Origin of the sequence: Streptomyces sp. NPDC052496 (genome assembly GCF_040679095.1) — a bacterium.
GTDB lineage: Bacteria > Actinomycetota > Actinomycetes > Streptomycetales > Streptomycetaceae > Streptomyces.
Map to the genome: position 1 here is coordinate 172,087 of NZ_JBFAUH010000009.1, position 13,461 is coordinate 185,547.

10 protein-coding genes are annotated in these 13,461 nt (G+C 73.8%); 6 read left to right on the forward strand and 4 right to left on the reverse strand.

Translation table 11 applies throughout. The features are described from left to right. The first annotated feature begins 49 nt into the window (after positions 1-49). Together AB0L45_RS15030 and glgB are read left to right on the forward strand one after the other, a co-directional pair. Complete coding sequence (locus AB0L45_RS15030) at positions 50-1,621, forward strand: maltokinase (protein WP_365839775.1); 1,572 nt, start codon at positions 50-52, stop codon at positions 1,619-1,621. 183 nt (positions 1,622-1,804) lie between these two features. Then, the gene (glgB, locus tag AB0L45_RS15035) at positions 1,805-4,327 is read left to right on the forward strand and encodes a 1,4-alpha-glucan branching enzyme (RefSeq protein WP_365839777.1); all 2,523 of its coding nucleotides are present in this window, start codon (positions 1,805-1,807) and stop codon (positions 4,325-4,327) included. 43 nt (positions 4,328-4,370) lie between these two features. Here the strand turns inward: glgB and AB0L45_RS15040 are convergent, their stop codons facing one another. Both AB0L45_RS15040 and AB0L45_RS15045 read right to left on the reverse strand, forming a co-directional pair. After that, complete coding sequence (locus AB0L45_RS15040) at positions 4,371-5,438, reverse strand: aldo/keto reductase (protein WP_365839779.1); 1,068 nt, start codon at positions 5,436-5,438, stop codon at positions 4,371-4,373. Positions 5,439-5,548: 110 nt separating this feature from the next. Then, positions 5,549-5,965 (reverse strand): DUF4259 domain-containing protein, encoded by a 417-nt coding sequence (locus AB0L45_RS15045; RefSeq protein WP_365839781.1) that lies wholly within the window; start codon positions 5,963-5,965, stop codon positions 5,549-5,551. A 297-nt stretch (positions 5,966-6,262) separates the two neighbouring features. On the opposite strand from AB0L45_RS15045, the gene AB0L45_RS15050 reads away from it, so the two are divergent. Further along, complete coding sequence (locus tag AB0L45_RS15050; RefSeq protein ID WP_365839783.1) at positions 6,263-6,841, forward strand: hypothetical protein; 579 nt, start codon at positions 6,263-6,265, stop codon at positions 6,839-6,841. Between the two features lie 60 nt (positions 6,842-6,901). Here AB0L45_RS15050 and AB0L45_RS15055 read toward each other — a convergent pair whose 3' ends face one another. Next, entirely contained in the window at positions 6,902-8,590 is a 1,689-nt protein-coding gene (locus tag AB0L45_RS15055; protein ID WP_365839785.1) for an MFS transporter, read from the reverse strand. A 180-nt stretch (positions 8,591-8,770) separates the two neighbouring features. Between AB0L45_RS15055 and AB0L45_RS15060 the strand changes: the two genes are divergently transcribed. Further along, on the forward strand, positions 8,771-9,400 hold the full coding sequence (locus AB0L45_RS15060) for a TetR/AcrR family transcriptional regulator (RefSeq protein WP_365839787.1): 630 nt from the start codon (positions 8,771-8,773) through the stop codon (positions 9,398-9,400). Between the two features lie 86 nt (positions 9,401-9,486). Here AB0L45_RS15060 and AB0L45_RS15065 read toward each other — a convergent pair whose 3' ends face one another. Beyond that, positions 9,487-10,884, reverse strand: a complete 1,398-nt coding sequence (locus AB0L45_RS15065) for a cation:dicarboxylase symporter family transporter (protein ID WP_365839789.1) — start codon at positions 10,882-10,884, stop codon at positions 9,487-9,489. A gap of 298 nt (positions 10,885-11,182) precedes the next feature. Here AB0L45_RS15065 and AB0L45_RS15070 point away from each other — a divergent pair, with 298 nt between their 5' ends. Then, positions 11,183-12,754, forward strand: a complete 1,572-nt coding sequence (locus tag AB0L45_RS15070) for an ATP-binding protein (RefSeq protein ID WP_365839791.1) — start codon at positions 11,183-11,185, stop codon at positions 12,752-12,754. Then, positions 12,751-13,452, forward strand: a complete 702-nt coding sequence (locus AB0L45_RS15075; protein ID WP_365839793.1) for a response regulator — start codon at positions 12,751-12,753, stop codon at positions 13,450-13,452. The genes AB0L45_RS15070 and AB0L45_RS15075 overlap by 4 nt, the downstream gene beginning before the upstream one ends. Positions 13,453-13,461 lie beyond the last annotated feature (9 nt).

The window sequence follows — 13,461 nt, forward strand, 5'->3', positions numbered from 1 at the left end:
GGGACACTTTGCCCTACCTGTCGTGTGCCCGGGGAAAGGACGCGACGCCATGTCGGAGACCGCCTCGACCCGTGCCATCCGCAGTTCGCATGACCGCCTCTCGACCACCGCGCCCGCGCTGTTGTCCTCACTCGTTCCCCTGCTCAGCGAATGGCTGCCGCGGCAGCGGTGGTTCGCCGGCAAAGGGCGGCCGATCACGGGATTCCAGCTGGTGTCGGCGACCGAGTTGCTGCCGTGCGCGGCGGGTGGCGCCACACCGGGGCTGCTGCACCTGCTCGTACGGGCGCAGCAGTCGGCGGCTCCCCCCGGAGCCCCGCACCCGGCCCCGCCGGGGAGCCCGGCCGATCACGCCGCCGCCCCGCCCGCGGGCCCGGCGGCGAACGCGGACTGCTACCAGCTCCTGCTCGGTGTGCACAGCGCCCTGCCGCCGCAGCTCGCCCCCGCCGTGATCGGCCGCCCCGCCGGCGGCCCGCTGCACGGGCGCACGGTCTACGACGCGCTGCTGGACAACCGGCTGTGCGCGCTCCTGCTGGAGCGGCTGCGGGTGCCGGGGCGGCTCGGCGGGCTGCGGTTCTGCCGGGTGGACGGCAGCACCATCTCCTCCGGGCTGCCGGCCCGCCCGGTCACCGCCGAGCAGACCAACTCCTCGGTGGTCTACGGCGATGCGTACATCCTCAAGGTGTTCCGGCGGACCGCGCCCGGCCTCAACCCGGACCTGGAACTGCCGCTGGCGCTGGCCCGCGCCAAGTGCGGCCGGGTGCCGGCGCCCGCCGCGTGGTTCGAGACCGACCCGGAGGGGGACGAGGGCGAGCCGGTCACGCTCGGCGTGCTCCAGCCCTATCTGAGCGGCTCCGCCGACGGCTGGCAGCTGGCCCTCAACGCGCTCGCCGTCCAGGCCGACTTCACCAGCTCGGCGCGGGCCCTCGGGCACGCCACCGCCGAGGTGCACACCGCGCTGGCCGAGACGCTGCCCACCACCGAGCTGCGCCGCCCCCAACTCGACGCGATCGCCGCGCAGATGAACGAACGGCTGGTGGCCACCGCGCGCGTGGTGCCCGCCCTGCGGCCGTACTGCGCGCGGCTGCGCACCGCCTTCGACGAACTCGCGGCGCTCGGGCACGACGGCCGGGCCTGGTCCGCCCAGCGCATCCACGGTGACCTGCACCTGGGCCAGACGCTGCGGACCGCCGACGAGGGCCGCTGGTCGCTGATCGACTTCGAGGGCGAGCCGTCCCGGCCGCTGGCCGAGCGGCGGCGCCCGCAGCCCGCGGTGCGGGACGTGGCGGCCATGCTGCGCTCGTTCGACTACGCGGCGCGCAGCGGCCCTTCGGGCGGCGATCCGTGGTCGCTGGAGTGGGCCCGGCGCACCCGGGCCGCGTACTGCCTCGGGTACGCGGAGGCCGGCGGGCTCGATCCGCGCTCGGCGCCCGAGCTGATGCGTGCCTACGAGACGGACAAGGCCGTCTACGAGGTGCTGTACGAGGCCCGCCACCGGCCGAACTGGCTGCCCGTGCCGATGGCCGCGGTGCGGCGGCTGGCGGGGGCGCAGTCGTCCCGGGGCGCCGCCGCTACGGACCCGTGTACCGGGCCGGGCCTGGACGGGTCCGATGGGCGCGCATGAAACGGCGGGAGCGGGCCACCCGGAGCTCTACGGAGCACCGACACCGGAGGGTGCGGCACCGGCGGTCCCGCCCGCGGGCCCGGCGTACCCGGTGTGCGCCAGACCCCCGCACCCCGGATACCTCAGACATCTCAGACACCCCTGACACCTGACATCTGACATCTGGCCGAGGAGGCTCCTCTCGTGACCGCCCGTTCGTCGTCCCGCCGCCCATCGCAAGAACCCGCGCCCGCCCGTGGCACGGCCGTCCGGGACACGTCCCCGGAGGCACCCGCCGGCCGGTCCGGTGTCCCGGCGACCTTCCTGCCGGGGCGTGATGAGCCTGCCGGGCCCGGCCGAGCCGCCTCCCCCACCGCGCCCGCCGCCCCGTCGCCCGCGCCGTCGTCCGCCGAGCGTCCGCCGCACCAGCGGGACCACGGCGAGCCCCTGCCGGGTGCCGAGGGGGCCCTGGCCGACGGCTCCGGCCCCGCCGCCGGATCCGCCGCCGAGCCCAGCGGCGGCAGCCACGGCGTGCGCACCGCCCCGCCGCTCGGTCCCGGCGACCGCGGCCGGCTGCTGTCCGGCGCGCACCACGACCCGCACGGCCTGCTCGGCGCGCACCCGGTGCGCGGCGGTGTGCTCTTCCGCGTGCTGCGCCCGTACGCGCGGGCCGTCACCGTCCTCGCCAAGGGCCTGCGGGCCGATCTGCACGACGAGGGCGACGGCCTGTTCGGCGGGGTGCTGCCGCTGTCCGCGGTCCCCGAGTACGAGCTGCTGGTCTCGTACGAGGACAACGACGTGACCGTGCACGACCCGTACCGCTTCCTGCCCGCCGTCGGTGAGCTGGACCTGCACCTGTTCGGCGAGGGCCGGCACGAGGAGCTGTGGCGGGCGATGGGCGCGCTGCCGATGGTGCACCAGGAGGTGACCGGCACCCGCTTCACCGTCTGGGCGCCGAACGCCCTGGGGGTGCGCGTGGTCGGCAACTTCAACTACTGGGACGGCACCGGCTTCCCGATGCGCTCGCTCGGGTCGTCCGGGGTGTGGGAGCTGTTCCTGCCGGGGCTGGGCGAGGGTGAGCTGTACAAGTTCGAGATCACCCGGCCGGACGGCTCGAAGACGCTGCGCGCGGACCCGATGGCGCGCCGTACGGAGTGCCCGCCCGCCAACGCCTCGGTCGTGCACGCCTCGCACCACCGGTGGCAGGACGCGGACTGGATGGAGCGGCGCGCCGAGCGGCCGGTGCACGCGGCGCCGTTCTCCGTCTACGAGGTGCACCTGGGCTCCTGGCGTCCCGGGCTCACCTACCGCCAGCTCGCCCAGCAGCTGCCCGCCTACGTCAAGGACCTGGGCTTCACCCACGTCGAGCTGATGCCGGTCGCCGAGCACCCCTTCGGCGGGTCCTGGGGCTACCAGGTCACCGGCTTCTACGCGCCGACCGCCCGGATGGGCACCCCCGACGACTTCAAGTACCTGGTCGACGCGTTGCACCGGGCCGGTATCGGCGTGCTGATGGACTGGGTGCCGGCGCACTTCCCGCGGGACGAGTGGGCGCTGGCGGAGTTCGACGGGCGGCCGCTGTACGAGCACGAGGACCCGGCGCGGGCCGCGCACCCCGACTGGGGCACCCTCGAATTCGATTACGGCCGGGCCGAGGTGCGCAACTTCCTGGTCGCCAACGCGGTGTACTGGTGCGAGGAGTTCCACATCGACGGGCTGCGGGTGGACGCCGTCGCCTCCATGCTCTACCTCGACTATTCGCGGGAGAGCGGCGAGTGGACGCCCAATGCGCACGGCGGGCGGGAGAACCTGGACGCGGTGGCCTTCCTCCAGGAGATGAACGCCACCGTCTACCGGCGCTGCCCCGGCGTCGTCACGGTCGCCGAGGAGTCCACCGCCTGGGACGGGGTCACCCGCGCCACCCACCACGTGGGGCCCGGCGGTTTCGGCGGGCTGGGCTTCGGGCTGAAGTGGAACATGGGCTGGATGCACGACTCGCTGGGGTACGTCAGCAAGGAGCCGGTGCACCGCAAGTACCACCACAACGAGATGACGTTCTCGATGGTGTACGCGTACTCGGAGAACTACGTGCTGCCCATCTCGCACGACGAGGTGGTGCACGGCAAGCGGTCGCTGGTCTCCAAGATGCCCGGCGACTGGTGGCAGCAGCGGGCCACCCAGCGGGCGTACCTCGGGTTCATGTGGGCGCACCCGGGCAAGCAGCTGCTGTTCATGGGGCAGGAGTTCGCGCAGGGGGCGGAGTGGGCGGAGGGGCACGGTCCGGACTGGTGGCTGCTGGACCCGTCGTACTCGGCCGAGCCCGACCACCGGGGCGTACGGGACCTGGTGCGCGACCTGAACCGCCGCTACACGGACACGCCCGCGCTGTGGGAGCAGGACACCGTGCCGGAGGGCTTCTCCTGGATCGACGGCGGTGCCAGCGAGGACAACGTCTTCGCCTTCCTGCGCTACGGCACGGACGGCACGCCGCTGCTGGCGGTCTCCAACTTCTCGCCGGTGGTGCGGCACGCGTATCCGCTGGGCGTGCCGGAGGAGGTGGCGGCGTGGCGGGAGGTCCTGAACACCGACGAGGCGCGGTACGGCGGGAGCGGGGTGGCCAACCCCGAGCCGCTGGTGCCCGACACGGCCGTGCCGTGGCACGGGCGGCCGGCGTCGATCACGCCGGTGCTGCCGCCGCTGGCGACGGTCTGGCTGCGGCCGGTGTGAGAGGGCTTCGCGGGCCGGGGCGGCGCCCCGGCCCGCGCCCGGTTCAGCCGCCCATGGCCCGTTTCCAGCCGTCCAGGAAGGGCGCCTCGGCCGGGTCGGGGCGGTCGGAGGCGTTCAGGACGCGGTGCCAGTACGGGTAGTAGGCGGGCAGCTGGGAGAGTGCCGTCAGGCGGGCGGTCTCGGCCTCGGTCAGCCGCAGCTCGGTGGCGGCGAGGTCGTCGCGCAGCTGCTCCTCGTTGCGGGCGCCGATCACCAGGCCGGTGACGCCGGGGCGGCCGAGCAGCCAGGCGAGCACCACCCGCGGTACGGACGTGCCGTGCGCCTCGGCGATGCCGGCCAGGCACTCGATGATGTCGTAGGCCCGTTCCTTGTCGACCACGTGCGGCTCGGGCCAGTCGGTGCCCTGCCGGGTGGTGGACGGCACCGGCTGCCCGCGCCGGACCTTGCCGCTGAGCAGCCCCTCCCCCAGCGGGCTCCAGACCAGCGTGCCCAGGCCCTGGTCCAGGGCGGCCGGGAGGATCTCGTACTCCGCCTCGCGGGCCTCGGGGGTGTAGTAGACCTGCTGGGCCACCGGCGCGGCCAGGCGGTGCAGCCGCGCGGTGTACAGCGTCTTCATGAGCTGCCAGCCGTTGAAGTTCGAGACGCCGAGATAGCGGACCTTGCCGTCGGCGACCAGCCGGTCCAGGGCGGTCAGGGTCTCCTCGACCGGCGTCTGGCCGTCCCACTGGTGCAGGTAGAGCAGGTCCAGGTGGTCGGTCTGGAGGCGGCGCAGGCTGCGCTCGACCTCGCGCAGGACGCTGTACGCGGACGAGCCGCCCTCGTTGGGCCCGTCGCCGACCTGCATCCGCACCTTCGAGGCGAGCAGGACGTCGTCCCGGCGGCCGCGCAGCGCCTCGCCGGTGATCTCCTCGGCCTGGCCGAAGGAGTACATGTTCGCAGTGTCGATCATGTTCACCCCGGCGTCCAGGGCGATGTCGAACAGCCGGCGGGCCTCGTCCGTACCGAGCCCGCCGAGCTGTGCGAACTGCTCGCGCGCGCCCACGTTGAGGGTGCCGAGCACGAGCCGGGACACCTTCAGGCCCGACCGTCCGAGCGTGCGGTACTCCACCATTCCTCCTCGGCCGACGGGGCGGGGACGCTCCGCGGTCCACCGTAGGTGCCGGGCCGCTACGAAGCACGGCAGGTGAGCGGCGTGGCGGCGGACGGCCGGGCCCCGTCTTCTCAGTCCGTACGCCCGGTCAGTTCCGCGCGCAGGCGCGCCAGGCCGGCCCGCCACTCCCGGCCGCCGCCGTCCGACTCGTCCCACAGCTCGGCCAGCTCCGAGTCCGGGGCGAGGACCCGGTCCAGGGCGTGGCCCGCCAGCACGGCGAGCTGCTGCGGCGGCGGGCCGATCGTCAGCTGCGGCCCGTACGCCAGGCCGTCCGGGAGCGCACGGCCGGCGCGGGCGGCGGCGAGCAGGGCCGCCGCGGCCACCGCCATCTCGGCTTCCGGGGCCTCCAGGTAGTCCCGTTCGGCGGCGGCCGTGGACAGCACACCCCGTATCGCGCCGAGCCGCCGGTCCTGCGGCATCGCGGCCAGTTCCCCCAGGAAGTCCGCCGCCGCGTCACCGTCGAACGGTCCGGCACCCCACGTACCCATCAGCTTCCACCCCTCATTCGCTGCCACCCCACGGCCCTGCACCACCACCGGGCCGATTGCATCGTGGCACCTGCCACTGACAATCGGCCCGGCGGCCCTGACGTGGCCGGGCACACGGGCCGGCGACGGCCGTCCCCGCCGCGTGGCCGAAACCGGCACGGACGCCATTCGGACAACGTCGCGAACTCGGTCCGCGCCGCGCTGTCCGGCCTCAGGATGGGGGACGTCCACCGAGTGCGGTCCCCGCCCGTGCCGGGTCGCGGTCCGCGCTCGCGGTCATCCAGCCGAGGAGGCCCGATGGCGAACGAGCTCAGGTACGGCGCGCAGATCCACCTTCAGAACGGCTACAACAGCTGGCAGGGCGGTTACCTGGACAGCAACAGCCACAGCAGTGCGTCGGGCGCGAAGTACCAGGTCGCGACCGCCGACACGCCCACCCGGGGCAAGGGCACCGGCACCTGGGAGGTCCTCTCCGCGACCGGCAAGGCCGCCGGCCAGCCCGTCGTGAGCGGCGATGTGGTCTACCTGCGCAACCTCTACGGCGGTGACGGCGGTTACCTGGACACCAACGGTCACGCCACCGACGAGCAGAAGAACGCCGGCGCCAAGTACGACGTGTCCACGTCCCAGGCCAGGGACCGCGCCCAGGGCACCGGGCGCTGGCGGATCTTCGCGCGGGCGTCCAGCCCGGCGGACCAGAACATCCGGATCGGTGACGTGGTCCACCTGTGGAACCTGTACGGGGACAACGGAGGCTTCCTGGAGACCAACCGGACGAGCGCGCTCACGGACGCCAAGTACGACCTGTGCACCAACGCGTACTACAACCGCAGTTCGGACGTCGCCGACTGGAAGATCCACCAGGCCCAGGCCTGACCTCGCCACGGACCCCGGCGGCACCGGCCGCCGGGGTCCGTGGTCCGCGTTCCCGGCCGCTCAGCCGCGCGGGGACGCGCTGCCGCTGCCCGCCGCGACCGGTTCGCGGGGGGCCTCCGCGGCCGCGTCCGGCTGCTGCGTACGGCGGCGGCGCGGCAGCAGTACGGCGACCAGCACCGTGCCCACGCCGAGTACGACCGCGCCGACCAGGCTGGTGTGCGCCACCGCGTCGGAGAACGCCCCGCGCACCGCGTCCGCGACCGCCTGGGCCTGCTGGAGGCCGAGCGCCTGCGCCTTCTCCGGGCCCACCTTGGGGGCGGCGCCGCTCGCGACCTGCCTGCCGACCTCCTTGGCGACCGCGAGTCCGGCGCCCACCGAGTCCTGCGCGGTGGACAGGGCGCTGCCCGGCAGCTTCGGGCCGCCGTGTGCGGCGGCTGCGGACGCCGCGTCGGACAGCTTGGCGGAGTACGTGTTCGCCAGGACGGAGCCGAGGACGGCGATGCCGAGCGAGCCGCCCAGCTCGATGGAGGTGTCGTTGACGGCGCCGCCGACGCCGAGCTGGTCCTCCGGGAAGGCGCCCATGATGGCGTCCGTGCACGGCGACAGGGACAGGCCGATGGCCAGGCCCAGAACGATCAGCGGGGCCAGGAAGTCGCCGTACGAGGAACCGGCGTCGACGCGGGTGAGCAGGGCGAGGGCGACCGTGCCGCCCACCATGCCGGCGGTCACCGTGACCTTCATGCCCAGCCGCGGCGTCAGGAAGCCGGTCAGCGCGGCGCCCACGAAGACCGCGCCGGCCAGCGGCAGCATCCGTATGCCGGTGTCCAGCGGGGAGTAGCCCAGGACGAACTGGAGGTGCTGGGTGAGGTAGTAGAACGCGCCGAACACCGCGAGGAAGAAGAGGGCCACGGCGAGGTTGGAGCCGGCGAAGCCGCGGTGGGCGAAGCGGCGTACGTCCAGCACCGGGCGCGGGTGGCGCAGCTCCCAGACCACGAAGAGGAGCAGACCGGCTCCGGCGGCCACCGCGGCGCCGACGGCGCGGGCGTCCCAGCCGAAGTGCGGGCCCTGGATGAGCATGTAGATCAGCGAGCCGACCCAGACGACGGACAGCAGGCCGCCGACGTAGTCCAGGCGGTCGCTGTGGCCCGCCTTGGACGCCGGGACGACCAGCAGCGCGCCGACGATGCCGAGGGCGGCGACCGGCACGTTGATCAGGAAGGACGAGGACCAGCCGTGGTCCTCCAGCAGCGCGCCGGCGACGAGCGGGCCGACGGCGATGGCGAGTCCGGCGGTCGCGGTCCAGATGGTGATGGCGAGCGCGCGTTCGCCGCGCGGGAAGGTGGCGGCCAGCAGGGACAGCGTCGCGGGCATGATCATGGCCGCGCCGACGCCCATCACGGCACGCGCCGCGATCACCCCGCCGGAGCTGTCCACCAGGGCGCCCGCGACCGAGCCGCCGGCGAAGACCAGCAGGCCGAGGACGAGGGCCCCGCGGCGGCTGTACTTGTCGCCGACGGCGCCGAGCATCAGCATCAGCGCGGCGTACGGGACGGTGTACGCGTCGATGACCCACTGCAGGTCGGAGCTGGACAGGCCCAGGTCGGCGGTCATGTCGGGGGCCGCGACGGTGAGCGAGGTGTTCGCCATCACGATGATCAGCAGGCTCAGGCACAGCACACCCAGGGCCCACCAGCGTTTCGGATGAGGCCGGTCCGTGTCATGGACCGGCCGGGTCTGCGGAGAAGGCACCCGATTCACTCCTGGCTCTCAGAACGTTCTCGGTGACGCGCCGGCCGGCGCGCACGATCTTGCACACGGACGTGCAATTACACAACCGTGTGCAATTTACGTCGCTGCACAGCCATGGGCAAAATGAGTCGGGAGCGGGACGTGACCGCACGCGTCCGCCGACCGAGGAGCCGCCGCGCCATGACCGCACTCACCAGCCGCGCCCACGCCAACCGCCGCCGGATCATGGACATCGCCCTGGCCGAACTGCTGCGCCACCCGGACGCGACCATGGACCAGATCGCCCGCGCCGCCGGCGTGGTGCGGCGCACCGTCTACGGGCACTTCCCCAGCCGGGAGGCGCTGATCACCGCGCTGACGGACGCCGCCGTGGACGATGTGACGACCGCCTTCGCCGACGTCACGGCCGACCCGTCCGAGCCCGCCGACGTCGCCCTGGCGCGGGCCACCCTCGCCACGTGGGAGTGCGCCGACCGCTACCGGCTGCTGGTCTCGCTCGCCCAGTGCAGCGTCACGGACGCGGGCATCCGGACCCGTCTGGAGCCCGTACGGCGCCGGGCGACGGCCATCCTGACGCGCGGCCTGGAGGCAGGGCTGTTCCGCTCACCGCTCACGCCACGCGCGCTGGCGCACGTACACGAGCACATGTTGTTCGGGCTGATGCAGGCCGTCAACGACGGCGACCTGAGCGCCGCGGTGGCCGGGCACGCGGCAGCACGGACGGTGCTGGCGGCGGCGGGCGTACCGGACGGGCGGGTGGCGGAAGCGGTACGGGAGGCGGAAGGGTCACGGGTGGCGGGGACGGAGTGACGAACGGGCGGCCGGACACGCGAAAGGGCCCCGGTGGGCGCGCACCCACCGAGACCCCGGTCCCCGGCCTGAGAGCCCGCGTGACCTCAGACCTTCGCCGGCTCCTTCGCCACGCCGGCCCCCTGCTCCGCCGGGCCTTCCGCCCCGTGCCCGTCCGGGCTCAGCGTCCGCTCGTCGAACGGCAGCTTCCCGGCGAGCACCTCGCCCACCCGGGCCTTGTCGATCTCCTTGGTCCAGGTGCCGACCAGGACGGTGGCCACCGCGTTGCCCGCGAAGTTGGTCAGTGCCCGGGCCTCGCTCATGAAGCGGTCGATGCCGACGATCAGGCCGACGCCGTCCACCAGTTCCGGGCGGTGCGACTGGAGGCCGCCGGCCAGGGTCGCCAGTCCGGCGCCCGTCACGCCCGCCGCGCCCTTGGACGCGATGATCATGAAGACCAGCAGTGAGATCTGCTGCCCGACGGAGAGCGGACTGCCCATCGCCTCCGCGATGAACAGCGAGGACATCGTCAGGTAGATGGCGGTGCCGTCGAGGTTGAAGCTGTAGCCGGTCGGCACGGTGATGCCGACGACCGGCTTGCTGACGCCCAGGTGCTCCATCTTCGCGATCAGCCGCGGCAGCGCGGACTCGGAGGAGGAGGTGGACAGGATCAGCAGGAACTCCCGGCCCAGGTACTTCAGCAGGCTGAAGATGTTCACCCCGGCGATCAGGCGCAGCAGCGTACCGAGCACGACCAGGACGAACAGCAGGCAGGTCACGTAGAAGCCGACCATGATGACCGCGAGGGACTTCAGCGCGTCCACGCCGGTCGCGCCGACCACCGCGGCCATCGCGCCGAACGCACCCACCGGCGCGGCCCACATGATCATGGACAGGACGCGGAAGACCAGCCGCTGGAGGTGCCCGATGCCGCGCAGCACGGGCTCGCCGGAGGCGCCCATCGCCTGGAGGCCGAAGCCCACGAGCAGCGCCACCAGGAGGGTCTGGAGCACCTCGCCGTGGGTCAGCGCGGAGACCAGGGTGTCCGGGATGATGCCCAGCAGGAAGTCCGTGGTGGACTCGGCGCCGCCCTTGGTCTGGGCCTGTCCCGCGTGCCGCAGCGACTCGGTCAGGTGCAGGCCGGAGCCCGGCTCCAGGATGTTGCCCACCACCAGGCCGATGCCCAGCGCGACCGTGGACATGACCATGAAGTAGCCCAGCGCCAGGCCGCCGACCGCGCCGACCTTGGCGGCCTTGCGGACCGAGCCGACGCCCAGCACGATCGTGCAGAAGATGACCGGGGAGATCATCATCTTGATCAGGTTCACGAAGCCGGTGCCCAGCGGCTTCAGCCCGACGGCGAAGCCGGGGGCGGCGAAGCCCACGGCGATGCCGGCGAGCACGGCGACGATCACGGCGATGTAGAGGTAGTGCGTCCGGTCCCGCTTCTGTCGCGGTGCGGTCTCCTCGATCGTCCCCCCGGGCGGTGGGGTCTGTGCGGCCACGGCTGACTCCTCGGTCCTCGGTCCTGCGCCGGTCTGCGGCTCTGCAACCCGTATCCGGCCCGTGTCGTGCCGGTACGCGGCCCGTACGCAGAACAGTCCCGGTGACTATGCACGCCGTTGTGGCGCCCGTCACCCTTGCGTGCATTTCGTTCACGCGTCAAGGAACGGGCAGACTGTCGCCCATGCCACGTTCCCGACGGGGGATCCGCCGCGCAGCGCGCGCCCAGCACCTGGTGCGACGGGCGCGCGCCGCCCGCGCGTCCGGTGGCCGCGCAGTCTGGCCGGGCAGCTGTTCGCCGTGCAGGTGGTGCTGGTGGGCGTGGTGGTGGCGGGATACGCCGTCTTCGCGTACGTCAGCGCCGGGCGGCAGGCCGAGGAGACCGCGCGGCGGCAGACGACGGCGGTGACCGCCGCGGTCGCCGACGCGCCGGCGGTGGCGCGGGCGGTGCGCTCGGCCGACCCCACCGCCGAGCTCCAGCCGTACACCGAGCGGCTGCGGCGGGACGCCGGGGTCGACTTCATTGTGGTCATGGACACGGCAGGCAAGCGGTGGACGCACCCCGAGCCGTCCGCCATCGGCCGTACCTACCTCGGCCGCACCGCGGAGGCCCGGGCCGGCCGGACCCACACCGAGACGCACCGGGGCAGGCTCGGCCCGTCCGTACGGGTCATCGCGCCGGTACGCGACCAGCGGGACGGCGGCCGCATCGTCGCCCTGGTCAGCTCCGGCATCACCGTCGAGACGATCAGCGACGGGCTGCGGCGGGAGGTCATGACGCTCGCCGCCGTCGCGGCCGGGGTACTGGCCCTGGGCGGACTCGGTACGTACCTGGTCAACGCGCGCCTGCGCCGGCACACCCACGGCATGAACGCCGCCGAGCTCAGCCGCCTGCACGACTACCACGAGGCCGCGCTGCACGCGGTGCGCGAGGGGCTGCTGATGCTCGACGGGGAGCGGCGGGTGGCGCTCCTGAACGACGGGGCCCGGGAACTGCTCGGACTGCGCGGGGATCCCGTCGGGCGGCCCGTCACCGGACTCGGCCTGCCCGCGCCGCTCACCGACACCCTCCTCTCCCCCGCCCCCCACACGGACGAACTCCACCTCACCGACGACCGGGTGCTGGTCGTCAACACCTCGCCGGTCTCCGGCGGCGAACGGCGCGGCACCGTCGTCACGCTGCGCGACCACACCGAACTCCAGGCGCTCTCCGGCGAACTGGACTCCGTACGCGGCATCACCCGGGCGCTGCGCTCGCAGGCGCACGAGGCCGCCAACCGGCTGCACACCGTCGTCTCCCTCGTCGAGCTGGGCCGGACGGACGAGGCCGTGGAGTTCGCCACCGCCGAACTGGAGCTGGCCCAGGCCCTCACCGACCAGGTCGTCGGCGCGGTCGCCGAACCCGTCCTGGCCGCCCTGCTCCTCGGCAAGGCCGCCCAGGCCAACGAACACGGCGTCGAGCTGGAACTGACCGCCGACAGCCGGATCGACGACGGCGTGCTGCCCGCCTCCCTGCCGCCGCGCGACCTGGTCACCGTCCTCGGCAACCTCCTGGACAACGCGATCGAGGCGGCCCCCGAAGGCGCCCGGGTGCGGGTCACCGCGCTGGCCGACGGCGGGGAACTGCTGCTGCGGGTGGCCGACAGCGGCAGCGGCGTACGGGGCGTCGCGGACGCCGAGGACGTGTTCCGGTGGGGCTGGACCACGAAGGGCGGCGCGGGCCGCGGGCTCGGGCTGGCGCTCGTACGGCAGGCCGTACGGCGGCACGGCGGGACCGTGCGGGTGGGCGAGGCGCCCGAGGGCGGCGCCGAGTTCACGGTGCGGCTGCCGCTGCGGGCCGGGGCCGGGACCGGAGCGGGCGGGGCCGGATGAACGCGTCAGGTCCGCAGAGCACGGCGGCGCCGCTGCGGGTGCTCGTCGTCGAGGACGACCCCGTGGCGGCGGACGCGCACGCCCTGTACGTGGGGCGGGTGCCCGGCTTCACCGTGTCGGGCACGGTGCGTTCCGTCGCCGGGGCCAGGCGGCACCTGGACCAGCACGGCGTCGACCTGATCCTGCTCGACCTGGTCCTGCCGGACGGGCACGGCCTGGCGTTCGTCCGGTCGCTGCGGGCGGCCGGGCACGCCGCCGACGTCATCGCCGTCACCTCCGCGCGCGATCTGGCCGTCGTCCGGGAGGGTGTCTCGCTCGGGGTCGTGCAGTACGTGCTGAAGCCGTTCACGTTCGCCACGCTGCGCGACCGGCTGCTGCGGTACGCGGCGTTCCGCGCGGCCGCCGGTGAGGCCAGCGGGCAGGACGAGGTGGACCGGGCGATCGCGGCGCTGCGCTCGCCGCAGCCCGCGGCGCTGCCCAAGGGCCTGACCCCGGCGACCCTGCGCGTGGTGACCGACGCGCTGCGCGCCGCACCCGGCGGCCTGAGCGCCACCGCGGCCGCCGAGGAGATCGGCATCTCCCGCATCACGGCCCGCCGTTACCTCGAACACCTCGTCGACACGGGCCGCGCGGCACGCTCCCCGCAGTACGGTCAGGTGGGCCGTCCGGAATTGCGCTACCGCTGGATGGGGCATTGACCTCCCCTT

Excerpts from the sequence above, each read along its gene's own strand:
- AB0L45_RS15040 (WP_365839779.1), bottom strand. The coding sequence starts at position 5,438 with ATGGTGGAGTACCGCACGCTCGGACGGTCGGGCCTGAAGGTGTCCCGG.
- AB0L45_RS15075 (WP_365839793.1), top strand. The coding sequence starts at position 12,751 with ATGAACGCGTCAGGTCCGCAGAGCACGGCGGCGCCGCTGCGGGTGCTC.
- AB0L45_RS15045 (WP_365839781.1), bottom strand. The coding sequence starts at position 5,965 with ATGGGTACGTGGGGTGCCGGACCGTTCGACGGTGACGCGGCGGCGGAC.
- AB0L45_RS15050 (WP_365839783.1), top strand. The coding sequence starts at position 6,263 with ATGGCGAACGAGCTCAGGTACGGCGCGCAGATCCACCTTCAGAACGGC.
- AB0L45_RS15030 (WP_365839775.1), top strand. The coding sequence starts at position 50 with ATGTCGGAGACCGCCTCGACCCGTGCCATCCGCAGTTCGCATGACCGC.
- AB0L45_RS15060 (WP_365839787.1), top strand. The coding sequence starts at position 8,771 with ATGACCGCACTCACCAGCCGCGCCCACGCCAACCGCCGCCGGATCATG.